Source organism: Saccharopolyspora soli (genome assembly GCF_022678645.1).
GTDB classification, from domain to species: Bacteria; Actinomycetota; Actinomycetes; order Mycobacteriales; family Pseudonocardiaceae; genus Saccharopolyspora; species Saccharopolyspora soli.
Window position 1 is genome coordinate 72,945 of record NZ_JALBWV010000031.1, and the last position, 23,256, is coordinate 96,200.

The 23,256-nt window shown below is 68.6% G+C and carries 25 protein-coding genes and 1 riboswitch; of the genes, 13 read left to right on the forward strand and 12 right to left on the reverse strand.

What is annotated here, in order from left to right; all coding sequences use genetic code 11:
* Positions 1–22: 22 nt before the first annotated feature.
* Positions 23–835 carry an SDR family NAD(P)-dependent oxidoreductase gene (locus MOQ72_RS23355; RefSeq protein ID WP_242187526.1) on the forward strand — a complete coding sequence of 271 codons (813 nt, stop codon included), beginning with the start codon at positions 23–25 and terminating at the stop codon, positions 833–835.
* A 226-nt stretch (positions 836–1,061) separates the two neighbouring features.
* On the opposite strand, the gene MOQ72_RS23360 is transcribed toward MOQ72_RS23355, so the two are convergent.
* From MOQ72_RS23360 to moaA, 3 genes are all read right to left on the reverse strand, one after another.
* On the reverse strand, positions 1,062–1,670 hold the full coding sequence (locus tag MOQ72_RS23360) for a transglycosylase family protein (RefSeq protein ID WP_242187528.1): 609 nt from the start codon (positions 1,668–1,670) through the stop codon (positions 1,062–1,064).
* Between the two features lies 1 nt (position 1,671).
* Positions 1,672–1,816: riboswitch (cyclic di-AMP (ydaO/yuaA leader) on the reverse strand.
* 584 nt (positions 1,817–2,400) lie between these two features.
* A complete protein-coding gene (locus MOQ72_RS23365; protein WP_242187530.1) occupies positions 2,401–2,694 on the reverse strand; it encodes a MoaD/ThiS family protein in 294 nt (97 codons plus the stop codon).
* 4 nt (positions 2,695–2,698) lie between these two features.
* A complete protein-coding gene (moaA, locus tag MOQ72_RS23370) occupies positions 2,699–3,757 on the reverse strand; it encodes a GTP 3',8-cyclase MoaA (protein ID WP_242187532.1) in 1,059 nt (352 codons plus the stop codon).
* Between the two features lie 160 nt (positions 3,758–3,917).
* On the opposite strand from moaA, the gene MOQ72_RS23375 reads away from it, so the two are divergent.
* Genes MOQ72_RS23375 through MOQ72_RS23395 form a run of 5 tightly spaced genes read left to right on the forward strand, consistent with a single transcriptional unit; the run spans position 3,918 to position 7,768 of the window.
* Positions 3,918–4,331, forward strand: a complete 414-nt coding sequence (locus tag MOQ72_RS23375; protein ID WP_277954540.1) for a TOBE domain-containing protein — start codon at positions 3,918–3,920, stop codon at positions 4,329–4,331.
* Positions 4,331–5,080, forward strand: a complete 750-nt coding sequence (modA, locus tag MOQ72_RS23380; RefSeq protein ID WP_242187537.1) for a molybdate ABC transporter substrate-binding protein — start codon at positions 4,331–4,333, stop codon at positions 5,078–5,080. The genes MOQ72_RS23375 and modA overlap by 1 nt, the downstream gene beginning before the upstream one ends.
* The gene (locus MOQ72_RS23385; RefSeq protein WP_242187539.1) at positions 5,077–5,889 is read left to right on the forward strand and encodes an ABC transporter permease; all 813 of its coding nucleotides are present in this window, start codon (positions 5,077–5,079) and stop codon (positions 5,887–5,889) included. Before modA ends, MOQ72_RS23385 begins: the two co-directional genes overlap by 4 nt.
* Positions 5,886–6,977: a sulfate/molybdate ABC transporter ATP-binding protein gene (locus tag MOQ72_RS23390; RefSeq protein ID WP_242187542.1), complete on the forward strand. Its 1,092-nt coding sequence runs from the start codon at positions 5,886–5,888 to the stop codon at positions 6,975–6,977. The genes MOQ72_RS23385 and MOQ72_RS23390 overlap by 4 nt, the downstream gene beginning before the upstream one ends.
* A gap of 26 nt (positions 6,978–7,003) precedes the next feature.
* The gene (locus MOQ72_RS23395; protein ID WP_242187579.1) at positions 7,004–7,768 is read left to right on the forward strand and encodes an HAD-IIA family hydrolase; all 765 of its coding nucleotides are present in this window, start codon (positions 7,004–7,006) and stop codon (positions 7,766–7,768) included.
* Between the two features lie 32 nt (positions 7,769–7,800).
* Here the strand turns inward: MOQ72_RS23395 and MOQ72_RS23400 are convergent, their stop codons facing one another.
* Together MOQ72_RS23400 and MOQ72_RS23405 are read right to left on the reverse strand one after the other, a co-directional pair.
* Positions 7,801–8,202, reverse strand: coding sequence for a YccF domain-containing protein (locus MOQ72_RS23400; RefSeq protein WP_242187543.1), 402 nt, complete (start codon positions 8,200–8,202; stop codon positions 7,801–7,803).
* Between the two features lie 173 nt (positions 8,203–8,375).
* A complete protein-coding gene (locus MOQ72_RS23405) occupies positions 8,376–9,164 on the reverse strand; it encodes a PhzF family phenazine biosynthesis protein (RefSeq protein WP_242187546.1) in 789 nt (262 codons plus the stop codon).
* 90 nt (positions 9,165–9,254) lie between these two features.
* Between MOQ72_RS23405 and MOQ72_RS23410 the strand changes: the two genes are divergently transcribed.
* Entirely contained in the window at positions 9,255–10,913 is a 1,659-nt protein-coding gene (locus MOQ72_RS23410; protein ID WP_308197944.1) for an AMP-binding protein, read from the forward strand.
* 41 nt (positions 10,914–10,954) lie between these two features.
* On the opposite strand, the gene MOQ72_RS23415 is transcribed toward MOQ72_RS23410, so the two are convergent.
* A complete protein-coding gene (locus MOQ72_RS23415) occupies positions 10,955–11,929 on the reverse strand; it encodes a R2-like ligand-binding oxidase (RefSeq protein WP_242187548.1) in 975 nt (324 codons plus the stop codon).
* Positions 11,930–12,047: 118 nt separating this feature from the next.
* Between MOQ72_RS23415 and MOQ72_RS23420 the strand changes: the two genes are divergently transcribed.
* The gene (locus MOQ72_RS23420) at positions 12,048–12,668 is read left to right on the forward strand and encodes an HAD family hydrolase (protein WP_242187549.1); all 621 of its coding nucleotides are present in this window, start codon (positions 12,048–12,050) and stop codon (positions 12,666–12,668) included.
* Positions 12,669–12,879: 211 nt separating this feature from the next.
* Here the strand turns inward: MOQ72_RS23420 and MOQ72_RS23425 are convergent, their stop codons facing one another.
* A complete protein-coding gene (locus MOQ72_RS23425) occupies positions 12,880–13,086 on the reverse strand; it encodes a hypothetical protein (RefSeq protein ID WP_242187550.1) in 207 nt (68 codons plus the stop codon).
* A gap of 240 nt (positions 13,087–13,326) precedes the next feature.
* Here MOQ72_RS23425 and MOQ72_RS23430 point away from each other — a divergent pair, with 240 nt between their 5' ends.
* Positions 13,327–13,719, forward strand: coding sequence for a cold-shock protein (locus tag MOQ72_RS23430; RefSeq protein WP_242187552.1), 393 nt, complete (start codon positions 13,327–13,329; stop codon positions 13,717–13,719).
* Between the two features lie 231 nt (positions 13,720–13,950).
* Here MOQ72_RS23430 and MOQ72_RS23435 read toward each other — a convergent pair whose 3' ends face one another.
* The 3 genes from MOQ72_RS23435 to MOQ72_RS23445 form a co-directional block, all read right to left on the reverse strand.
* Complete coding sequence (locus MOQ72_RS23435) at positions 13,951–14,427, reverse strand: DUF2771 family protein (RefSeq protein WP_242187554.1); 477 nt, start codon at positions 14,425–14,427, stop codon at positions 13,951–13,953.
* A 9-nt stretch (positions 14,428–14,436) separates the two neighbouring features.
* The gene (locus tag MOQ72_RS23440; protein WP_242187555.1) at positions 14,437–16,122 is read right to left on the reverse strand and encodes an MFS transporter; all 1,686 of its coding nucleotides are present in this window, start codon (positions 16,120–16,122) and stop codon (positions 14,437–14,439) included.
* 320 nt (positions 16,123–16,442) lie between these two features.
* The gene (locus MOQ72_RS23445; RefSeq protein WP_277954566.1) at positions 16,443–17,258 is read right to left on the reverse strand and encodes a glutaminyl-peptide cyclotransferase; all 816 of its coding nucleotides are present in this window, start codon (positions 17,256–17,258) and stop codon (positions 16,443–16,445) included.
* Positions 17,259–17,360: 102 nt separating this feature from the next.
* Between MOQ72_RS23445 and MOQ72_RS23450 the strand changes: the two genes are divergently transcribed.
* Positions 17,361–18,212: a DUF3027 domain-containing protein gene (locus MOQ72_RS23450; RefSeq protein WP_242187557.1), complete on the forward strand. Its 852-nt coding sequence runs from the start codon at positions 17,361–17,363 to the stop codon at positions 18,210–18,212.
* The gene (locus MOQ72_RS23455) at positions 18,209–21,187 is read left to right on the forward strand and encodes a sacsin N-terminal ATP-binding-like domain-containing protein (protein WP_242187560.1); all 2,979 of its coding nucleotides are present in this window, start codon (positions 18,209–18,211) and stop codon (positions 21,185–21,187) included. The genes MOQ72_RS23450 and MOQ72_RS23455 overlap by 4 nt, the downstream gene beginning before the upstream one ends.
* Positions 21,188–21,192: 5 nt before the next feature.
* Here MOQ72_RS23455 and MOQ72_RS23460 read toward each other — a convergent pair whose 3' ends face one another.
* Together MOQ72_RS23460 and MOQ72_RS23465 are read right to left on the reverse strand one after the other, a co-directional pair.
* The gene (locus tag MOQ72_RS23460; protein ID WP_242187563.1) at positions 21,193–21,489 is read right to left on the reverse strand and encodes a DUF397 domain-containing protein; all 297 of its coding nucleotides are present in this window, start codon (positions 21,487–21,489) and stop codon (positions 21,193–21,195) included.
* Positions 21,486–22,322: a helix-turn-helix domain-containing protein gene (locus MOQ72_RS23465; RefSeq protein ID WP_242187566.1), complete on the reverse strand. Its 837-nt coding sequence runs from the start codon at positions 22,320–22,322 to the stop codon at positions 21,486–21,488. The genes MOQ72_RS23460 and MOQ72_RS23465 overlap by 4 nt, the downstream gene beginning before the upstream one ends.
* Before the next feature lie 107 nt (positions 22,323–22,429).
* On the opposite strand from MOQ72_RS23465, the gene MOQ72_RS23470 reads away from it, so the two are divergent.
* Together MOQ72_RS23470 and MOQ72_RS23475 are read left to right on the forward strand one after the other, a co-directional pair.
* The gene (locus MOQ72_RS23470; RefSeq protein WP_242187568.1) at positions 22,430–22,642 is read left to right on the forward strand and encodes an HC3 family zinc finger protein; all 213 of its coding nucleotides are present in this window, start codon (positions 22,430–22,432) and stop codon (positions 22,640–22,642) included.
* Between the two features lie 125 nt (positions 22,643–22,767).
* Positions 22,768–23,070, forward strand: a complete 303-nt coding sequence (locus MOQ72_RS23475) for a hypothetical protein (protein ID WP_242187570.1) — start codon at positions 22,768–22,770, stop codon at positions 23,068–23,070.
* The last annotated feature ends 186 nt before the right edge of the window (positions 23,071–23,256 follow it).

Consider the following 23,256-nt stretch of genomic DNA (forward strand, 5'->3'; position numbering starts at 1 on the left):
TCGTCTTTGGAGAGGAGTTCGCATGACCCGAACTTGGTTCATCACCGGTGCGTCGCGTGGCCTGGGGCGAGCGTTCACCGAGGCCGCGCTGGCCGCCGGAGATCAGGTCGTCGGCGTCGCTCGCGACGTCGCGCCGCTGGACGGGCTCGTCGCCGCCAGCGCTGGCCGCCTGGTCGCCTTCCCGCTCGACGTCGCGGACCGCGCTGCGGTGTTCGCCGGTATGCAGCGCGCATCCGCCGCGTTCGGGCGGCTGGACGTCGTGGTCAACAACGCTGGCGGGGTGCTGCTCGGGATGGTCGAAGAGGTCACCGAGCAACAGGCCCGCGCACACCTGGACACCAACTTCTTCGGTGCGTTGTGGGTCAGCCAGGCGGTCGTCCCGCAGTTGCGGGAGCAGGGTTGCGGGCACGTCCTGCAAGTCTCGTCGATGGGGTCGGCCGGGGGCTTCGCCGCGACCGGGCTGTACAGCGCGGGCAAAGCGGCGCTCGACGCGATGAGCGAGGCGCTGGCGATGGAGGTCGAGCGGTTCGGCATCAAGGTGACGATCCTGCAGCCGGGTGGCTACGAGACCGACCTGTTCACCAGCGGGCTGACCCAGACCGCCGAGATCGCGGACTACGCCCCGTTGCGCGAGTGGCTGGCCGGGCTGTGGAGCGAATCCGAGGACTTCGACCCCGCGCTGGCCGCCGAGGTGGTGCTGCAGGTGGCGAACATGGCCGAGCCGCCGAAGCGGCTGATCCTGGGCGGTGCGGCCTACGACATGGTCGAGCAGCTGACCCGGACCAGGACAGCGGAACTGGCCAAGTGGGAATCCTTGAGCAAGCAGGCCGACTGACAGATCCCGCGGAGGGCGGTTTCGAAGGACTTGCCAGCACCTACCGCCAGGCAAGCGGCGAAGCCGCTTTCAACGGTGAACCGCCACGGGCGTTCGCGCGCTTTCCAAGGCAAAACGGGACCCCACCGCTGGGGGCGTGCGGTGGGGTCCCGAGAGGTGCGGAGCACGTGCCGTGTCGGGGGTACGACACGTACTCCTTGCCGACCGGACTAGCTGGTCGACCAAATCACTTGATGTCGAGCTGCTGGCCCGGGAAGATCAGGTTCGGGTCCTTGATGATGCTCGCGTTGCGCTCGGCGATTTCCTGGTACTTCACGCCGAACTGCTCGCCGATCCTGCTCAACGTGTCGCCGATCTGCACGGTGTAGTCGGCGCCGTTGGCCTTGACCGTCGGCTTGTTGGTCGTCGTCTTGGTCTTGGGCACGGTCTTCTTCGGCGTGGTGGTCTTGGTGCTGACCTTGGTGCTGCCGCTGGCCCAGTTGAGCTTCGCGGTGCAGCCCGGCCACGCGCCGGTGCCTTGCGCGGCGAGGACCTTCTCGGCCACCGCGATCTGCTGCTCGCGGGTCGCCTGGTGCGCGCTGCTGGCGTACTGGGTGCCGCCGTAGGCGGACCAGGTCGACGGGCTGAACTGCAGTCCGCCGTAGTAGCCGTTGCCGGTGTTGGTGTTCCAGTTACCGCTGCTCTCGCACTGGGCGAGCTTGTCCCAGTCGGCTGCGTTGGCAGCTGGGGCGGCGACCGCGATCGGGGTGGCGATCACCGCGCCTGCGACGGCGACTCGGGCAACGGTACGGCTGGTATTCGAAGGCTTGCGATGCTTGCCTTTGTAGCGAGCCATGTTCCTCTCTCCTGCCGCGCCTGCGAGGTGAGCTGTCGGGTTCGGGCTGAGAGGCAGCCCGGCCGGCTCGGGGGAACCGGCTTCACCCCTAGGGCTTCGGGGAGCCCGGTGGTGGGTCCCCCGCCCCTGTCCGGTGTTTTCGTTTCGGGGGTAGGAAGCCCGCCGGACAGGGCTAGGCGCTGCGAGCTTCCCGCTACTTGCTGATCGGTTCGGGGCCGACCGAGGAGCGACACTACGTAACCAACTGGAAGATCGGAAATCTTCGTCTATGTGACGCTGGTCACAGTAACGTCTGAAACGGGTCCTTCGATCCGGGGTGTTTGTGCTGATCAGAGCGTTGTTATCAACTCGTTTCCAGGCTGAGATCGATCACGGTCGGTGAGGCGTGAGTCACCTCGTTGCTCCCTCTGGGCGCTCCGCGTCGCACTGGTTGACATCACCGCCGGGCGTCGGGCAGGCGTGGCCGGGAGGTCGCTCAGGCGTGGCCGAGATGCCTCCGAAGCGGATTCATATGAATGCGGAGAGTGGCGATCTGTGTCGCCGGATCGGAAGCCGTTACGGCTGTCGAAGTATGCCGGTCGAAAAGCAAGATCGACACACCCTTAAGTGAGGCCAAAAAGTCACCGGAATGAGCGTGTACGACACGCCGACGCATGTTGTATTCGCGTGCGCGCGCCCGCACGCGCGCGCAGTAATGCAGTGTCGCGTTGCCAGCCGGGAGCGGGCTGGTTCAGCCGCCCGCGAACGGCGGGAGGACGTCCAAGGTGGCGTCGTCGGCGACCTCGACGCCGCGGTCCCGGACCGCGACCCCGTCGAGCAGGAAACTGCAGGCTGGCAGCACCTTCGTCAGCTTCTCGTCGTGCAGGTTCAACGCTGCGGCGATGACGTCCGAGACGGTCACGGCCCGGCCGCCCGGCCGCGGGATGCGCACCGTCTCCTCCTGCACTCCGGCAGCCGCGCGGGCCCCGGCGAAGTACCGGACCCGCACCGCCACCGTCTTGATCTGTTCTGGCGGAGCCGTCATCCGCTCAACCCCCGATTGCACTCATCGGCCGGGACGGCTGGGCGAACTCTCCCGAGTCCATCCCGTGCCCGGCGGCCTTCGCCCACATGGTCTCCTGCCACAGCCGGATCAGTTCGGCGTCGTCCGCCCCGGCCCGCATCGGCCCGCGCAGGTCCGTCTCGGTGGTGGAGAACAGGCACGAGCGCAGTTGGCCGTCCGCGGTGAGCCGGGTCCGGTCGCAGGCCGCGCAGAACGGCCGGGTGACCGAGGCGATCACGCCGACCGTGGCGGGTCCGCCGTCGACGAGCCAGCGTTCCGCGGGCGCCGAACCGCGCTCGGCGACGTCCGGGGTGAGGCTGAACTCGGCGCTGAGCCGGTCCAGGATCTCCGCTGCGGTGATCATCTTGTCGCGTTCCCAGTCGTGCTGGGCGTCCAGCGGCATCTGCTCGATGAACCGCAGCTGGTAACCGCGCTCGATGCAGAACCGCAGCAGGTCGCCCGCCTCGTGGTCGTTGATCCCGCGCATCAGCACCGCGTTGACCTTGACCGGCTCCAGCCGCATCTTCTTGGCGGCGGCCAGCCCGTCGAGCACGTCGTCGAACCGGTCGCGGCGGGTGAGCTGCTTGAACACCTCGCGGTCGAGGGTGTCCAGCGAGACGTTGACCCGGTTCAGCCCGGCTCGCACCAGCGGCTCGGCGAAGCTGCCGAGGTTGATCCCGTTGGTGGTCAACGAGGTTGTCGGTCGGCTGGGCAGCGCTGCGGTCGCGCCGATGATGTCCACCAGGTCCTGGCGCAGCAACGGTTCACCGCCGGTGAAGCGCACCGTGGTGACGCCGAGTTCCTCGACGGCGATGCGGATCAGCCGGTTCATCTCGGCGGTGTCGAGCAGTTCCGCGCGCTTCAACCACGGCAGGCCGTCGGCAGGCATGCAGTAGGTGCAGCGCAGATTGCACTTGTCGATGAGGGAGACGCGCATGTCAGTGGCCACTCGACCGAACCGATCCACCAGTTGGGACGTGTCCGGACGGGCGGACGTATCAGTCGTGCGGCGCACCAGCGGGATTCCCAGATCCACCCCTGTCACTCCACGACCCTACGTGTCTTGGTCGCGAATTTCGATCGTGGGACTGCTTTTCGTGCGGATTCGCCGACTGGCTGGACGGGAGAACGGGCCGGGTCAGATGTAGTACAACGATCCGAGATCTCGGATCAATTCCCTGGTTTAATCCGCAGTTGCGGAAGTAATGTGGGCGACTGTGCCGCACTATCGGATTGCAGAGGCCGCCGGACTGCTCGGCGTCAGCGACGACACGGTGCGTCGTTGGATCGAGACCGGGCAACTTCCCGAGGAGCGGGACGCGGCCGGTCGGCGCACCGTCGACGGCGCCGCCCTCGCCGAGTTCGCCCGCACTCAGGCTCGTTCGACGCCGGACCCGTCCGCCGTCGGCCGGTCGGCGCGCAACCGGCTGGTCGGGCTGGTCACCGAGGTGATCTCGGACCGGGTCATGTCGCAGGTGGAGATCCAGTGCGGCCCGCACCGGGTGGTGTCGCTGATGAGCACCGAAGCGGTGCGCGAACTCGGGCTGGTGCCCGGAGCGCTCGCGGTCGCCGTGGTGAAGTCGACCAATGTCGTGGTGGAAACGCCGGGAGAGGGCTGATGTCGAAGCTGAGGATCATCGTCGGTGCGCTGCTCGCGCTCGTGCTGTTGGCGGGGTGCGGGCAGGCCGGAGCCCCGCAACAACAGCGCACGCTGACCGTCTTGGCCGCGGCGTCGCTGACCGAGTCCTTCGAGGAACTCGGCGCCCGTTTCACCGCCGACCACCCGGATGTCCGGGTGCAGTTCGACTACCAGGGATCTTCGACGCTGGCCGAGCAGATCAGGCAGGGGCGCGCGGCGGACGTGTTCGCTTCGGCGGACACGAAGAACATGGACAAGGTGCGGGATCTCGTCGGTACGCCGGAAATCCTGGCCACCAACAAGTTGACGATCGTCGTCCCGCCGGGCAACCCGGCCGGGATCGCCTCGCTCGCCGATCTCGCGGCACCCGGCCGAACCGTGGTCGTCTGCGCGCCGCAAGTGCCGTGCGGCTCGGCCACGCAGGAGGTGACGCGGCGTTCGGGCACGCAGCTGAAGCCGGTCAGCGAGGAGGACGACGTCAAGTCGGTGCTGAACAAGGTCGTTGCGGGGGAGGCGGACGCCGGGCTGGTGTACGTCACCGACGCGCGGGCGGCCGGGTCGCGGGTCCAGGCGGTGGACTTCCCGGAGTCGCAGCAGGTGATCAACACCTATCCGATCGCGACGATCGCCGCGGCACCGCAGCCGCAACTGGCAGCTGAGTTCATGGCTTTCGCCCGCGGCCCGGTCGGCCGCGAGATCCTCGCCAACCACGGCTTCGGCGCCCCATGACCTCCCGTCGATCGCCGGTGACGCTGTGGACAACCCCGGTGCCGGTGGCGCTCTGGGTTCCCGCAGTGCTCGCGCTGGCGCTGGTGGTGTTGCCGGTCCTCGGCCTGCTGACCCGCGTCGACGCAACGCGCCTCCCGGAGCTGCTGCTCAGCCCCGCCGCGCTGGACGCCCTGCGGCTTTCGGTCGTCACCGGGCTCATCTCCACTGCACTGGCGTTGGTCCTGGGCGCGCCGTTGGCGCTGGTGCTGGCGCGGTCCCGGATGCGCGGATTGCGGGTGGTGCGGGCATTCGTGCTGCTGCCGCTGGTGCTGCCGCCGGTCGTCGGTGGCCTCGCCCTGCTCTACCTGCTCGGCCGCACCGGTCCGCTCGGACAACTGCTCGACACCGTGGGCCTGCGCCTGCCGTACACGACCGCCGCCGTCGTGCTGGCGCAGACGTTCGTCGCAATGCCGTTCCTGGTGGTCGGTTTGGAAGGTGCGCTGCGGACCGCCGGGGGGCGCTACGAGCGGGTCGCCGCGACGTTGGGGGCCGGGCCGTGGCTGACGTTCCGGCGGGTGACCGTGCCACTGCTGCTGCCCGCGCTCGGGTCGAGCCTGGTGCTGACCTTCGCGCGGGCGCTGGGGGAGTTCGGCGCGACGATCACCTTCGCCGGTAGTTTGCAGGGCACCACCCGGACCCTGCCGCTGGCCATCTACACCACGGCGCAATCCGATGTGGATGCCGCGGTGGCGATGTCGCTGCTGCTGGTGCTGGTCGCGCTCCTGGTGATCGTGGTGGCCCGACCCCGGGCCGTGGAAGGACAGCTTTGAACGGATTGCGGGCCGACGTCGAATTCCGGCGCGCGGACTTCACGCTGCGCGCCGAGTTCGAGGTGGCGCCCGGCGAGGTGCTCGCGGTGCTCGGCCCGAACGGCGCTGGCAAGTCCACCCTGCTGTCGGTGCTGGCAGGTCAGCTCGTGCCCCAGCACGGGCTGGTCGAGCTCGACGGCACGAGCTGCCTGGACACCGGGCGCGGGATCAACGTTCCGACACACCGCCGGGGTGTCGGCCTGCTCGCGCAGAACCCGCTGCTGTTCCCGAACCTCACCGCGTTGGAGAACGTCGCCTTCGGTCCGCGCGCCGTCGGCGTCCGAAAGGCCGAGGCGCGGCGGATCGCCGACCACTGGCTGTCCGAAGTGGACGCTGACGGACTGGCAGCGCGCAAGCCCGGCCAACTCTCCGGCGGTCAGGCGCAGCGCGTCGCACTGGCGCGGGCGCTGGCCGCCAACCCGCGACTGCTGCTGCTCGACGAACCGCTGGCCGCGCTCGACGTCGACGCCGCTCCGGCCATCCGCGGGCTGCTGCACCAAGTGCTGCGGCGGCAGGAGAAGCCGACCGTGCTGGTCACCCACGACGTGCTGGACGCGGTCGTGCTGGCTGACCGGCTGGTGGTGCTGCTCGACGGCTGCATCGTCGAGCAGGGCCCGACTCGCGAGGTGCTGGCTCGGCCGAAGGAGGCGTTCACCGCGCGGGTGGCCGGGCTGAACCTGGTGCCCGGTGTCGCCGCGACGGACGGCAGCATCTCCTTCGGCGACAGCACGATCAGCGGCCGGATCGTCGAGTCCCTGGAGCGGGGGGAAGCCGCCGCAGCGGTGTTCACGCCCGCTGCGGTCGCTGTGCACCGCGAGCGCCCGCACGGCAGCCCGCGCAACGCGATCCCGGTGCGGCTGGCGGCGCTCGAACCGCGCGGCGACGTCGTGCGGGTGCGCGGCGTGGTGCGGGACTGCTCGCTGGCCGCCGACGTGACTCCGGCGGCCGTCGCTGACCTGGAGCTCACCTCGGACGACGAAGTGTGGTTCGTGGTCAAGGCCGCCGAAGTGGCCATCCACCCCGTCTCCGGAGGATCATCGGGGGCGTGACTGAGCCATCCCCCTGGACGTACCTGATGGACATGGACGGCGTGCTCGTCCACGAGGAGCACATGGTGCCGGGCGCGGACGCCTTCCTGGCGGCGCTGCGGCAGGAAGACATCCCGTTCCTGGTCTTCACCAACAACTCGATCTACACCCCGCGCGACCTGCGCGCGAGGTTGCTGCGCACCGGTCTGGACGTCCCGGAGGACGCGATCTGGACCTCCGCGCTGGCCACCGCGCAGTTCCTGGAGAACCAGCGACCCGGCGGATCGGCCTTCGTGGTCGGCGAATCGGGGCTGACCACGGCGCTGCACAACATCGGCTACGTGCTTACCGACCGCGAACCCGACTACGTCATCCTCGGGGAAACCCGGACCTACAGCTTCGAGGCGATCACCAAGGCGATCCGGCTGGTCGAGGACGGGGCGCGGTTCATCGCCACCAACCCGGACGAGAAGGGACCGAGCCGGGAGGGCACGCTGCCCGCCACCGGCGCGGTCGCCGCGCTGATCGAGCGGGTGACCGGACGCGCGCCGTACTACGTGGGCAAGCCGAACCCGCTGATGATGCGGTCGGCGCTGCGGCACCTCGGGGTGCACTCGGAGAACACCCTGATGATCGGCGACCGGATGGACACCGACGTGCGGTCCGGACTGGAGTCCGGCCTGCAGACGATCCTGGTCCTGTCCGGAATCTCCGACGAGCACACGGCGAACCTGTTCCCGTACCGGCCGACGAAGGTGGTCAACTCGATCGCGGACCTGATCGACCACGTGATGGACCCCTTCAAAGCCTGACCCGCCCGCGGAGCCCGGCTTGATCGGTCGGGTCATCTGGAGCGCATGAAGGCGTACACGTCGTCGACGTCGACGATGCGTTTCCCCAGCGGTAGCAGCGAGACCGGCACCAGCTTGAAGTTCGCGATGCCCAGCGGGATGCCGATGATCGTGACGCACAGGACGATCCCGGTGACGATGTGCCCGAGTGCCAGCCACCAACCGGCCAGCACCAGCCAGATGATGTTGCCGATCGTCGACATCGCTCCGGAGGTCGGCTCGTCCACCAGGCGTCGGCCGAACGGCCACAGCGCGAAGTTGGCCATCCGGAAGGAGGCGATCGCGAACGGGATGCCGATGATCGTGATAGCCAGCACGACCCCGGCGATCGTGTACCCCACCGCCATCCAGAACCCGCATAGCACCAGCCAGATGATGTTCAGCAATACCCGCATGCCTCCAAGGTGCCAGGCCAACACCCACGCTGCCGACCCATCGCGGATCACGGCTCCGCAACGCGAAAATTCCGCGACGCGGAACGCCGCTACCGCATTGGCCGACTCCTTCGAAGCGGCTGCGCGAGTCACCACGGGCGCGTGGGGCAGCAGCACGAACTCGGCGGCTCCCCTCAGGCGAGGAGGTCGCCGCGCAGGACCGTGACGGCTCGGCCGCGGAGGCCGACGCGGTTGCCGCGCAGGGCCATCTGGACCGTGCCCCCGCGCGGTGATGCCTGTTCGCCGACGAACGTCGTGCCGTGCGTGTCGCGCTGGAGCTTCGCCGCCCACCACGCGGCCAGCGTGCAGTGCGCCGAACCGGTCACCGGGTCCTCAGGGACACCGACCTGCGGGACGAACACGCGGCTGACGAAGTCGATGCCGGGCCGATCGCCGGGTGCCGTGACGATCACACCGCGCGACGGGACGTCCGCCAGCATCGCGAAGTCGGGCCGGACCGCGCGGACCTCTGCGGCGGAGGCGAGCAGCGCCAGCACCTTGGTCGCGCCTTGTGCGGTCTCCTGGATGGTGGTGCCGGGCAGACCGGCGGCCAGCGCTTCCGGTGGCTTCACCGGTTCGGCGAGGTCGATGGGGAAGTCCATCTCGATCAAGCCGTCGGCCTGCGCCGTGCAGGTGAGGACCCCGCTGCGGGTGTCGAACCGCTGGTCGCCGCCGAGCACGTGCGCGGCGGCCAGGGTGGCGTGCCCGCACAGCGGCACCTCGGTGGTGGGGGTGAACCAGCGCAGCGGTTTCGGCTCGTCCGCGGGGCCGCCGAGCACGACGAACGCGGTCTCGGAGTGCCGCAGCTCAGCGGCCACCGACTGCATCCAGGCGACCTCGGCAGGAGCGTCCAGCAGCACGACTCCGGCGGGGTTGCCGTGGAAAGCGCTGTCGGTGAACGAATCCACCACGAAGGCACGCACCCCTGCACCTTACGTATGCGCACCCGGTGGCGTTGGTCGTCGGATGATCAGGGGGTTGGCCAGTGGTGCGGCGGAGGGTCAAGATGGGTGATCAGCGTCACTCGCCCAGTGGAGGTCGTCGTCGTGGATGCCGTCGAACCAGCCCAGCTCAGCTACGCCTCCGGCATCTCCGATGTGCCGCTGTTGGGCGACACCATCGGGGCGAACCTCGATCGCACGGCGGCACGGTTTCCGGATCGGGACGCGCTGGTGGAGTGCGCGAGCGGTCGCCGCTGGAGCTATCGGGAGTTCGTCGCGGACGTGGACGCGTTGGCGCTCGGCCTGCTGGCGGCCGGGATCGTCAAAGGGGACCGGGTGGGGATCTGGGCGCCCAATCGCGCGGAGTGGACCCTCACGCAGTACGCGACGGCGAAGATCGGCGCGATCCTGGTCAACATCAACCCGGCCTACCGGGTGCACGAGTTGGAATACGTGCTCAACCAGGCCGGGATCCGGCTGCTGATCTCCGCCGAGTCGTTCAAGTCCTCGGACTACGCCGCGATGGTCGAGCAGGTGCGGCCGCGCTGTGCCGACCTGGAGCAGGTGGTGTTCCTGGACCGTCCGGAGTGGGCCGCGCTGCGTGCCACGACCGGGGATCGCGCGCGGCTGGCCGAGATCCAGTTGTCCGCGGACGATCCGATCAACATCCAGTACACCTCCGGCACCACCGGATTCCCAAAGGGCGCGACGCTGTCGCACCACAACATCCTCAACAACGGCTTCTTCGTCGGTGAGCTGTGCGGCTACACCGAGGCGGACCGGGTGTGCATCCCAGTCCCCTTCTACCACTGCTTCGGCATGGTGATGGGCAACCTCGCGGCCACCAGCCACGGTGCGGCCATGATCATCCCCAGCGAGGGTTTCGAACCCGCCGCCGCGCTCTCCGCGGTCGCCGCCGAGCAGTGCACATCGCTGTACGGGGTGCCGACCATGTTCATCGCCGAGCTGGACCTGCCCGGTTTCGCCGACTACGACCTGTCCTCGCTGCGCACCGGCATCATGGCGGGTTCACCTTGCCCGGTCGAGGTGATGAAGCAGGTCATCGACCGGATGGGCATGACCGAGGTGGCGATCTGCTACGGCATGACCGAGACCTCTCCGGTGTCCACCCAGACCCGCGCCGACGACTCGCTGGCCCGTCGAGTGTCCACAGTGGGCAGAGTTGGACCGCACCTGGAGATCAAGATCATCGATCCGGACACCGGTCTCACCGTGCCCTGCGGCACGCCCGGCGAGTTCTGCACGCGCGGTTACTCCGTCATGCTCGGCTACTGGCGGCAACCCGAGAACACCGCCGAGGCCATCGACTCCGCACGTTGGATGCACACCGGCGACCTGGCGGTCATGGACGCCGACGGTTACGTGAGCATCACCGGCCGGATCAAGGACATGGTGATCCGCGGCGGCGAGAACATCTATCCGCGTGAGATCGAGGAATTCCTCTACACCCACCCGGACATCGTCGATGCCCAGGTCATCGGCGTCCCCGACCCCAAGTACGGCGAGGAGCTCATGGCCTGGGTGCGGTTGCGCGACGGCGCGGAACAGCTCACCGCGGACAGCCTCCGCGAGTTCTGCACCGACGCCCTCGCGCACTACAAGATCCCGCGCTACGTCCACGTGGTCGAGGAGTTCCCGATGACCGTCACCGGCAAGGTCCGCAAGATCGAGATGCGGGAAACCGCCAAGAAGCTGCTCAACCTCGAATAGGACCGCGCGCGGCCGCATCCCATTCCTGGGAACTCGAAAAATCAGCGCTGGGCACCGACCTTCGCCAGTTCGGCCGCGTCCTCCGCGCCGAACTGCTCCTCCAACTGCTCCGGGGACGCGTCGACGTCGATCTGGGCCAGGGGCATGCCGCGGGCGCTGGAGATCGCGCCGAGGCGGCGGGTGGCGCGGTCCGAGGCGTATGCCGTGAGCTCTTCCTTGTCGAGCTGGAACGGCAGCACCTCCGGGGCGTCTTCGGGACTCCACTGGACCTGGGCGATGGCGTGCGGCAGGAGGCGGGCCATCTGGTCCTGCACCACGTCCCAGTTGCGCTCGTCGGCGGCGACGTGGCGGCGGCAGGTGAACGTGCCCCACGCCATGTGGCGGCGCTCGTCGTCGCCGATGCGGCGCACCACCTCTTGCATGCCGGGCAGGATGCCGTGGCTGACGCAGATCTTGTGCCAGGCGTAGTAGCCGGTCAGCGCGAGGGTGCCTTCCACGACGTGGTTGTAGGTGACCGATGCGCGCACCTGGTTCTCCGGGCTGGGGTCCGAGTGCAGGGCGTGCAGCGACTCGGGCAGGGCCCGGTAGAAGATCTCCCGGTATCCGGGGTTTTCCTCGACGAACTGGTGCAGGTCATCGGTGAGGCCGACGGCGTCCATCCACAGCCGGAAGACCTGGGCGTGCTTGGCCTCCTCGAAGCAGAACTGGGTCAGGTACATCTCGTCGCCGAAGCGGCCCTCGGCGGCCATCGCGGCCATGAACGGCTGGAGGTCCTGGGTGACGGCCTCCTCACCGGCGATGAACTGAGAGCACAGGGTGGCCACGCTGCGCTGCTCGTCCTCGTTGAGCCGCTGCCAGTCTTCGGCGTCCTTGCTGAAGTCGATGTCGGCCGGGTTCCAGAACTTGGCGTTTCCCTTGCTGAACAGCCGCAGCGGCAGGGAGTCCCAGTTCAGGCCGTTGGCCCGCAGGGTGTGGAAGCCCTCGCGGTGGGCTGGGTGCGCGGTGGTGCTCGTCATTGAAGACTCCAGCTCGCGAAATGTGAGAAAGATTATTAGACCGATTTTCGGTACTGCGCAGTTTCGAGTCAAGGTTCTTTCGCCGAGCGGCACCCGGCCCGCCCGTAGGGTGGGGCGCGTGGCAGACGAGCGCAGCGCCCCCACGGTTGGATTCGACCTGGACATGACCCTCATCGACCCGCGTCCCGGCATGGTGCGCGCCTTCGACGCCCTCAGCGCGAAGTTCGGGCTGTCGCTCGACGGCGAGCACTTCGCCGCGAACCTGGGGCCGCCGCTGGTCGAGGTGATCCGCGGCTACGGCTTCGAGGAGCCGCTGGTCGAACAGCTCGTGGCGTACTTCCGCGAGATCTATCCGACGGTCGTGATCGGGGCGACCGCGCCGCTGCCAGGCGCCGCGCAGGCGTTGGAAGCGGTCCGCGCAGCGGGTGGACGCACACTGGTGATCACCGGGAAGTTCGAGACGAACGCGGGCCTGCACCTCAAGGCGTTCGGCTGGGACGTCGATCGGCTGGCCGGTGACGTGTTCGCCGCCGCCAAGGGCGAGGTGCTGCGCGAGGAAGGCGCGACGATCTACGTCGGCGACCACCTCGGCGACATCGTCGGTGCCAAAGCCGCGGGCGCGATCTCCGTCGGTGTGGCGACCGGGCCCTACGGCGTCGACGAGCTCGTCGACGCCGGTGCCGACGTCGCGCTGCGAGATCTCACCGAGTTCCCGTCCTGGCTCGCGCAGCACGTCTGAGTGTCTGTCTTTGTTCTTGTTTTTGAAGCGGCGTCAGCCGCTTAGCCCACCCTCGCAACCGGCACCGCCGCGGGTTCTCAGGCGTCGTGTCGGGAGGACAGCCTCGACGTGGTGAGGGCATACATGATGTCGGGGATCCCGGACCGAGACGGCCTCTGAGGTTCCGCCACCCGCACCGCAAAGCAAAACGAGTTCGAAGACAGGCTCTGAGTCATCTCCGGCGGTTGCGCAGGACTGTTGCCACTACGCCGAAGATCAGGCCCGCCGGGCACAGCAGGGTTGCCAGGTTCAGCCAGATCGGCAGGTTCTGGTAACCGAGGCCGAACAGCACGAAGATCGCCGCGATCGCCAGCAGTCCCAACCCGAACATGACCATCGACACCGGGAGCGCAGCGAACCTTGGCGCGGAACTTGCCATGTTGACCAGCGTATTCGCGCACTACGCCGGGTGCCGCAGCGACCCTTGGTCGATAAGGCCGGGTCTTATTCGCCGGGTACGCGGTACGCTTGTTGTGACGCGTCCCGGCGCGCCCGATTGCAGGCGTATTCGGGGCGCTTTCGTCGTGCCGGGGCCGTTCGGCTCCGCTCGGCGGAGCAGCAGGGACGACCGAGGACCCGGGGACCGGGCCAGTGCATTCGACAGGGAACGGTGAGGACAGTGCCGACCGGCAGGGTCAAGTGGTTCGACGCGGACAAGGGCTTCGGCTTCCTGACCCAGGACGATGGGGAGGACGTGTACGTGCGGTCTTCCGCTTTACCGTCCGGTGTTGAGGCGCTCAAGACCGGCCAGCGCGTCGACTTCGACATGGCGCAGGGGCGCCGCGGCCCGCAGGCCCTCAAGGTCAAGCTGCTCGACCCGCTGCCGTCGGTGGTGGAGGCGCATCGTCGCTCGCCCGACGAACTGCACGGCATGGTCGACGACATGATCAAGCTGCTTGAGCTGAAGATCCAGCCCGACCTGCGCCGCGGTCGATACCCGGACCGCAAGACCGCCAAGCGCATCGGCGAAGTCGTCCGCGCGGTCGCCCGCGAGCTCGACCCGGGCAGCTGACCCAACCCACCCACAGAACCTGTCTTCGTACTCGGTTTGCGTGGCGGTGCGGGTAGCGGAACCTCAGAGGTTTTCTCGACTCCGGGATCCCCGACATCATGTATGTCCATACACCACGTCGGGGCTGTCCTCGCGAGAAAACCTCTGAGAACCCGTGGCGGTGCGAGTTGCGAGGGTGGGCTAAGCGGCTGCGCCGCTTGAAAACAAGATCAAAAAACAAGCGCTCAGCGCTCACTGCTGCACGTCCAGGATCCAGCTGCCGCCGATGCCGAAGTCGACACCGCCGTCGGCACTTGGGCTCAGCACCGCCGAGAACTGCTGCACTTCCACGTGTTCCAGCCGGGCACCGTCCGGCGGCAGGTTCAGCGTGTAGGCGAAGCGCTCGTTCGGCGGGAAGACCGCGCTGCGGCCGTCCAGCTCATCGCCGTTGATCCCGCGGTAGATGAACGCCACCTGCCACGGGGCCGCGGCGACTTCTCCGGGCACCGAGATCTGCAGCGGTTCGCGGCCGGGGATCCGCAGCTGGCCGACCGGGTTCTCGGGCGGTTTGGCGCAGTTCTGCCCGGTGGCGTCGCAGTACTGGGCGGGGTCGACGGTCACCGAGTTCCCGTGGGAGTAGAAGGTGACCTGCGGTTCGCTGGGGGCTGCACAACCGGCGACGAGGCCGAGGGATGCCACCGCCAGCAGCGGCTTCAGTCCACGATGCACGCGTCGAGCCTACGACCTGGTCCGTAATCGCTGCGTGGCCGGTGCGGTCCGGCGCGGGATGCGGGGCAGCAGCGTGCCACCGCGTCCAGCGGTAATCGTCTGCGCCAGCACGAGAGCCATCACGACCGCGATAACAGCGAACCCGATCCAGTAGACCGGTGGCAGCAGGATCCCGAGCGCGCCGCCGAAGACCCAGCTGAGCTGCAAGATCGTCTCGGATCGGCCGAAGGCCGAGGCCCGCGATTCCTCCGGCATGTCGTGCTGGACGACCGCGTCCAGGCAGACCTTGGCCAACGCGCTCGCCGTCGCTCCCACCAAGCCGACCACCACCGCCAGCGGCAGCCCGGACAGCAGCGCCGCGCAGACCGCCACGGCCACCGCGCTGCCCAGACAGGCGATGATCACCCGGTCCGGCTTGCCGAAGTGCATCTTCGAACCGATGCCGTTGCCGAGGAAGCTGCCGACCCCGGCCGCGCCGCCGACCAGTCCGAGCAGCACCAACTGCATGAACGGCTCGTGCTGGGTGCTCTGCTTGATCACGAACGCGGCGAACAGCGTCAGGAACCCGGTCAGCAACCGGATTCCACCGTTGCCCCAAAGCGCGACGACCACGTGTCCGCTCAACGGGACCTTCCTGGTCTGCCGGGGGTGCGCGCTGATCGAGGTCGGGACCTCGCCTTCGGTGCTCTCCACCCAGCCGGGGATCCGCAGGCACAGCCACACGCCGCAGGCCGCCATCGCGGCCATGAACCACAGCGCGCCCTCGGAACCCAGCAGCCAGGCGAAACCGGACGCGATCGCGCCGAAGATCCCACCCGCGGCCATGCCGAACGCGGTCAACCGGGAGTTGGCCTTGGTCAAGGTGATCTGCGACGGCAACACCCGCGGTGTCATGGCGGCCTTGAGCACGCCGAAGGACTTCGACAGCACCATGCAACCCAACGCGGCCGGATACAGCAGCCAGCTGTTGAAGTTCAGCGCCATCACCGCCACGAGCAGCACGCGGACCGCGAACGACGCGGCGAGCGCGATGCGGCGACCCTGTTGCAGCCGGTCCAGCGCGGGGCCGATCACCGGTGCGATCACCGCGAACGGGGCGACCGTGATCAGCAGGTAGAGCGCGACCTTGTCCTTGCTCTCGCCGGTGGCGGCGGAGAAGAACAGAGTGTTGGCCAGCGCGACCGCCATCGCGGCGTCCACGGCGTAGTTGCCCATCACCGCGTAGGTGAACTTCGCGAGCCCGGACCGGTCAGCACCGTCGGCGTGCGCCAGCGAGAAGAACATCCGCATCGCCCGCTGCGTCAGATCCCGGCTGCGCCACGCGGCAACGCGAGTGACCGTCAGCTTCCGGGGCGGGGCGGTGCCCCTTGGCTTCTCCGGTTCCTCCTCGCGTCCCAGGTGATCTTCGGGCAGCGGTGGAAGCCGCCGGGAACCGTTGCGCGGCGGGGCGTAGTCGGGGTCTTCCTCCCACGGATACCGCCGCTCGTCCCGCCGGGACGTCGCGCCGCCCGCGGTGCCGCCGCCCCTGCCGGGGCTCGGCGCCTCGAACCGATGCTCGGCGCGCTGCGCTGACTCGTCGCGCTCCGCGTCCTGGCCGCCTTCGGCGTACCAACCGCGCTTGCCACGTTGACCGGCGCCCCAGCCCGGACGTCCGCGCGAGGCGTCCGGCCGCTGGTCATCGCGTCGCAAACCCATGCTGTTCATCCTGCCTCACCCCGCCTCCGGTCGATCGGTTCTCCGCCGGATTTCGGCGGTTCCACGGATAAAGAGGAACGAACCCGCCCGCCAGATACACCCAGCCACGATCGAGCGACATCAACCGGCCAAAAGCGCCCCGTCCGAGTGGTTGCAGCACATCAGGCAGAAGTCAGCCGCCAGAAGAAGATGTCGCCATCGTCGTAGCGGTCGAACGGGCGCTGCGGAAGCAACCAGCGCGTCGGCAGCCAACCTGGCTCGGTCAGCAGGCACTTGCCAGACCGTCCACCCGCGTGCCGAGCAGGTGCGTTCCGCCGGTATCAGGCCGGGACGAACCGAACTCGGAACATGGACGGCCAGTACTTCCCCGTGATCAGGAACTCGTCGGTGCCCGGCACCGCGGCGATGCCGTTGAGCACGTCCGCGTCCGCGCGCTGCTGCGGGTTCAGCAGCCCGGCCGCGTCCGCCACCCCAGTCACCTGCCCGCTCGCCGGGTCGATCCGCAGGATCTCGTCGCTGCCCCAGACGTTCGCCCACACCTGACCGCCGACGCACTCCAACTCGTTCAGCTGGTCGGCGGCCGCTCCGTCGCGGCGCACGTCGACCCCGCCGACCGGGGCGAACGTCACCGGGTCCCGGAAGGTCAGCCGGGCGCTGCCATCGCTCATGATCAGCCGCGACCCGTCGAAGCACACCCCCCAGCCCTCGCCGGGGTACTCCACTCGGCGCAGCTCGGCCAGGGTCGCCCGGTCGCGCTCGATCGCAACCCCTTCCTGCCAGGTGAGCTGCCAGATACGGTCACCCGTGACGGTGATGCCCTCACCGAAGAGTTCGGCCGGGAGTCGGGTTTCGCGGCGCACCTCGCTGGTGGCGAGATCGGTGGCGCGCAGCAGCGACGAACCGTACTGGCCGGTGCCTTCGTAGAGGGTGCCAGCGGCGATCTCCAGACCCTGAGTGAACGAGGAGCGGTCGTGCGGGAGCACGTGGATCACCTCCGTTCGGAGGTGTGGCAGGCTTCCCGCGTGCCCAACGCCCTGATCGGTTTGCTCGCGGTCCTGCTGGCCGTTGTGCTGCGCTGGTACCTGCGGCGCGCACGCCATCAACCACAACCCGGTGAGCACCACGCCGCACAGCAGACGTCGAGTCGGGAGGAATCGCACCCCGAAAGCTTGACACGCCCGGCGTCGACCGCGACCGCGTACGGCACAATCAAAAGCGTGACGCCTATGCCTGCTCCGATGACCAGCCCAGGCGCGGGTGCCCCGTTCGAGGACGCCGGGCAGCCTGCGCCCGTGCCTCTGAACCCGGAGCTCGCCGCGGCTGAGGATGTCGCGCGAGCTGCGGCGGAAGACGAGGCGCGGCCGGGGACCGATCCGATCGGCTCGCCGGTGCTAACCCTGGATGCCGAGGTCAGCGACCCGGTCGGGGCGCACGTCGGAGTCGAGCCGGAGGGGCCGCACGCGGTCACGCACTACTTCGAGTCGAACTACCCCGGCTACGTCGGCTGGCGCTGGGCGGTCACGGTCGCCAGCGTCGGATCGCACGAGCCGGTGACGGTCAGCGAGGTCGTGCTGCTGCCGGGCCCCGACGCGCTGACCGCGCCGGATTGGGTGCCGTGGAACGAGCGGGTGCGGCCCGGTGATCTCGGTGCCGGTGACCTGCTGCCGACCCGTTCGGACGACCCGCGGTTGGCGCCCGGCTACCTGGCCAGCGACGACCCTGCGGTGGAGGAGGTCGCCCGCGAGGTCGGCCTGGGCCGCAATCGGGTGCTCAGCCTGGAGGGGCGGCTGGAGGCCGCCGAACGCTGGCACAGCGGTGACTTCGGGCCCCGTTCGGAGATGGCGCGGATGGCCCCGGCAGCCTGCGGGACCTGCGGTTTCTTCCTGAAGCTGGCGGGTTCGATGGGCGGTGCATTCGGCGTCTGCGCCAACGAGATCGCGCCCGCGGACGGCCGGGTGGTCAGCGTCGAGTTCGGCTGCGGCGCGCATTCCGAGGTCGATGTGGACACCTCGTCCACGGTGCCGGTGGCCGAGGTGGTCTACGACGACGCCACGCTGGACTTCGAGCCCCGAACTCCGGAGCGCGGGTGAACGACACGGACTTGTTCGGCGCGGCCGAGCTTCGGCAGGCCGTTCTGCAGTCCTGGGAGTCTTCGCCGACCCGGTTCCGCGAGGATGCCAACGCCGAGGAAGATCTCCGGCTCGGCGGTTACCGAGATCGCCTGCTGGTCGAGCTGGCGCAGAACGCCGCCGACGCGGCGGGCGCGGGCGGTGTGCTGCGGGTCGAGTTCGTCGACCGTGAGCTTCGAGTCGCCAACACGGGTGCGCCGCTGACTGCGGATGGCGTGGCGGGATTGGCTTCGCTGCGCGCCTCGGCCAAGCGGGAGGGCGCGACGATCGGCCGGTTCGGCGTCGGATTCGCCGCGGTGCTGGCGGTGTGCGATGAGCCGCGCGTGGTGTCGACGTCCGGTGGCGTGGCGTTTTCCACGGATCGGACCAGGGAAGCGGCGGCGAAGCTGCCGGGCCCGGCCGAGGAGTTGGCGGCGCGCAAGGGCTCGGTGCCGGTGTTGCGGCTGCCGTGGCCGGTCGACGAGGAGCCTCCGGAGGGTTTCGCCACCGAGGTGCGGCTGCCGCTGCGCCCGGAGGTCGATGCGGACGCGCTGCTGGCGGCGTTCACCGACCAGGCCCCTGACCTGCTGCTAGCCCTGCCCGCGCTGACCGAGATCCGCATCGGCGAGCAGGCATGGCGCCGGGTGGACCAAGACGCGGATCGCGTGGTCGTGCACGGCCCGGTCCGCAGCGACCGGTGGCTGGTGCACCGGACGGTGGGCACCTTGAGCGAGGCCGCGCTGGCCGGTCTGGGCGTGGAGGCCCGGCACGCCACGCATTGGCACGTGACCTGGGCGGTGCCGCTGGACGAGAACGGCTCGCCGATCCCGTTGGCCGAAGACGTGCTGCACGCGCCGACTCCGACGGAAGAGCGGCTGTCGCTGCCAGCTCGGTTGCTGGCGAGCGTGCCGGTGGAGCCGGATCGGCGTCGGGTGGCGTCGTCGTCGGCGTCAGACGCGGTGCTGACCTTCGCCGTCGAGTGCTATCCCACGCTGGTCGGCAAACTCGCGCCGGAGCACCGGACCATGTTGGTGCCGCTGGCGGGATTCCCGCTGTCCGATGTGGACGAGAAGCTGCGGCAAGGCGTGAACGACCGGCTGCGCGTCGCGTCGTGGCTGCCCGCGGCGAACGGGCGCTTGGTCGCGCCGCTGGAATCCCGAGTTCTCGAATACGTCTCGCCGGAGCTCGTCGAACTGCTCCGCGACGTGATTCCCGGCCTGCTCACCGCTGATCTGGCCGACGCCAGGCACCGCAGGTCGCTGCACGTGCTGGAGGTCCGGCGACTCGGTGCGGCGGAGATCGTCCAGGCGGTCACCGGACTGCAACGTCCGCCGAGCTGGTGGTACCGGCTGTACGACGCGTTGACCCCGGTCGAGGGCGCGGATCCCGTGGCGCGCGAGGAATTCGGTGCGCTGCCGGTACCACTGGCGGATGGCCGCACGGTGAGCGGCGTGCGGGATGTCCTGCTCAGCCACCGGGACGCCGACCTGGACCCGGCCGCAGTTCTGTCCACACTAGACATTTCTGGACTGCGCATCGCGCACCCCGAAGCGACGCACCCGTTGCTGGAAAAGCTCGGCGCGCACCCGGCAGGCCCGGAAGAACTGCTCGATGCCCCGTCGCTGGCGGAAGCGGTGCGCAGCAGCGTGTCCGATGCGCGGTCGGGCGCCGACGTCCAGCCGTTGGCCGAGGCGGTGTTGCGGCTGGTCGCCAGCGCGCGGCCGCGGGACTGGTTGGGCGCGTTGGCGCTGCCCGACGCGGACGGCGATTTCCGCCGCGCGGATGAAATCTTGCTGCCCGACGCCGCGCTGTTGGACGTGTTCGACCCCGACTACATCGGCGAAAACGCGCCGCTTGCGGTGCTGGACGAGGACTTCGCGGCCACTTGGCCAGCGGACCTGCTGCTGTCGATCGGGGTGCTGGACGGCTTCGCCGTGCACGTCGAGGAAGACCCGGCAGAAGCGGATGAGACGTTCTCCGACGCCCGCCAGTGGTGGGCGGAGCAGGAGGCCGCGCAGCCGGAGAACTGGCCGCCCGCCAGGTTCGTCGCGATCCGCGACCTCGACCTGGTCGCCGACGACGCCTGGCCGACCGCGATCCGCCTGCTGGTGCAGAACCCGGAAACCCTGCGGGCGCTGCGCGAACCGCAGAGTTACCCGACCTGGTGGATCGCGCGCTACGCGCTGCTCGCGGGAAACCCGCCTCGGCACTGGCGGTTGCCGGGCGCCGAAGAACTCGCGGGTCTGTACGACGCGGTGCCCGAAATCGGCCTGGGTAGCGAAGACTTGAGACTCGCGGGAGTGCGCGGCGAACTCCGGATCGCGGACGCCGACGATGCCTCGGACCTGCTGGAACGCCTCGGCGACCCGAACCGGGCGGTGCGTGCTGGAACTGCGCTGCGGGCGCACCAGGCGCTAGCGGATGCGGTTGCGTGCGGCGTCGTCGATCCGGCTGAGCTCGATCCGCCGGACATGGTGCGTTCGGTGTCGGGCGCGGTGGTCAGCACCGGGCGGGCAGTGGTGCTCGACGAGCCGTGGATGCTGAGCGTGCTGGAAGCGCCGCTGGTGATCGCGGGCGGTAGCCCGGACCAGTTCGACGCCGAAGCGCTGGGGGAACTCCTGGACCTGCCGCTGGCGTCCGAAGAGAACACGATGCAGGTGGTGGATCCGGGCCGCACCCAGCGCTGGCTCGACGTCGCGCGAGTCCCGTCGGCCTGCGAACTGCTGGGGATCACGGTGCCATCGGGCGAAATCACCCTGCACGAAGCGCTCCGCGTCCGAACCTCGGCGGGTGAGCGGCGCGTGCACTGGTGGGTCGAAAGCACGGGAAAGCTCCACGCGGAGCGAACCCCGGACGGCCTGTCCCGAGCCCTGGCCTGGGCAGCCGGAGCCTGGCACGAACGCTTCGCCCTAGCGGCCCTGCTGGCCGACCCGGAGGCAACAACCCTGCTCCGCTGAGGGTTTCACCCGAAGCGCTCAGCCTTGACGGAGGCTAAGAACCCCGCCCAAGCCCGAGGCCCGAACGCCAACGTTCCGCCATCGCGGTCCTTGGTGTCCCGAACCCCAACAACTTCGGACCCGGTTCCCACCTCGACGCAGTTGGACTCTTCGCCGCTATAGCTGGATTTGTGCCAGCCAACTTCCACGCAGTTGGACTGGCTTGCGCTACGACTGGACTTCCGCCAGCCAACCTCTACGCAGTTGCTCTCTACCCCGCTGTAGCTGGACTTCCGCCAGGTCCGCGCCGTCAAGATCTTCACCCCTCTAGCTCGTCCACCCGTGTTGCGATCAGCTTCGCTGAATCGGCCGGGCTCATCGCCACCCGTTCGAGTGTATCCAGCACATTTGCGTAGTCGGAAACATCGGCGGGGTCGTCTAGAAACGCGCCCAGTCGGCGTTGCTCCAGGTGAACGATCGAGCGAGCCTTCGGAAACTCCAGCAGAACGAAGGAGCCCTCAAGGCCAGGATGGGTTGCGACCTCTTCGGGAATGGCCTGGACGGTCACGTTGCGACGCCTGGCCATCTTCGCGACATGGCGTAGCTGTTTCGCCATCACCTGCGGGCCTCCGACTACTCGGCGGAGAACACCAGCGTCGACGAAGGCACGAAACCCAACGGCGTTGGGCTTGGTGAGAATCTCCTGGCGTCCAATGCGAATCGCTACGCGCGCCTCGATGTCAGCGGGCTCAACGCCGCTGCCACGCATGACAGCTCTCGCGTAGTCGCTCGTCTGCAAGAGCCCAGGTACGAGGATCATGTCGAGACAACAGATCTGGTTCGCATCACGCTCAAACTCCAACAAACCAGTGAGTTGTTTCGGCAGGCCGGGGATACCGGTCTCCCACCAACCGGGCTGGTCCTGTTCACGCGCAAGCTTCAGAAGGCGTTCACGGTCTTCGCCCGTCACACCAAGTATGGCGAGTATTGCCGACACGTCAGCTTCAGTGACTGCCTTCGTACCGTTCTCGACACGACTCATCGTCGCCTTCGACAGGCCAAGCCGCGTTGCGACGTCCTCCTGCTTGTAGCCGATCTGGTTTCGAAGCTGCCGTAGTTCGGCGCCCAAGCCTCGCGCACGAGCACTGCCATTCATGTTGAGCAGCCTAGATCGTCCCAGCACGGAGCTGGTTCACCCAGATCGGGAATAGATCAGTTTCAGAAACTGACGATAGATTCTGAGAGAAGATCAAGGAGGTTCCGGTGTCCGAGTACTTGACCTACATCTGGCGTCCGGTCACGGGAGGTCGTCACGCGTTCCCCGTGGCAGCAAAGAAAACTCCGGCTGGGGAGCTCGTGACGGCGTTCTGCGGCGCGGATGCGGCCGCGGAGGAACTGCACGACCGCACCGAGCTGGACTGGATCCGCGAAGACTCCTGCATGAGCTGCTGGCGCATCCTCGCCATCCGCACCTGATACGCGGCCGCCGGGGTGGTACGTGCCAATTTCGCGAGAAATTGCCACCCCTCGGCACAGGAAACGCCAATTTCGCGAGAAATTGCCGCGCACCCAGCCCCGCTCCCACGGAAAGGACCATTGCGATGTTCTGGCTCCAGCTCAGCACCCTCGTCCTCATCAACCTGCTCATCCTGGCGCTGTTGGCCAGCCAGATGCCCATGCGCTGGTCCTCCCTGGCACCGGCCCAGCACGCGGGCGCGGGCGAAGGCGCCTACACGGTCTGGCACCTGATAGCCGAAATCGAAGCCGAACACCACGCAGCCCAACACAGCTCCGTACAGCACCGTTCCGTGAAACGCGGTGCTGAGCGCGGACATCCCCGCATACCCCAGTTCCCGACCATCGACCCCGACGAGCCAACGGGTCGCCACCATCTCTGCAGGTGAGAAGTCGTGAGTGGCAATGACCGCAATAGCAACCATTTCCACTCACGACCCCTAGGCCGGGTCGGTGCGGCGTACGCCCCCCGCCAAAACCGCCGCCCCGCCCCCCCCCCGGGGCCCGGGGCGGGTACCAACCCCCCCCCCCCCCCCCCCGGGCCCCGGCCACCCCCCCAACCCCCGGGGGAACGG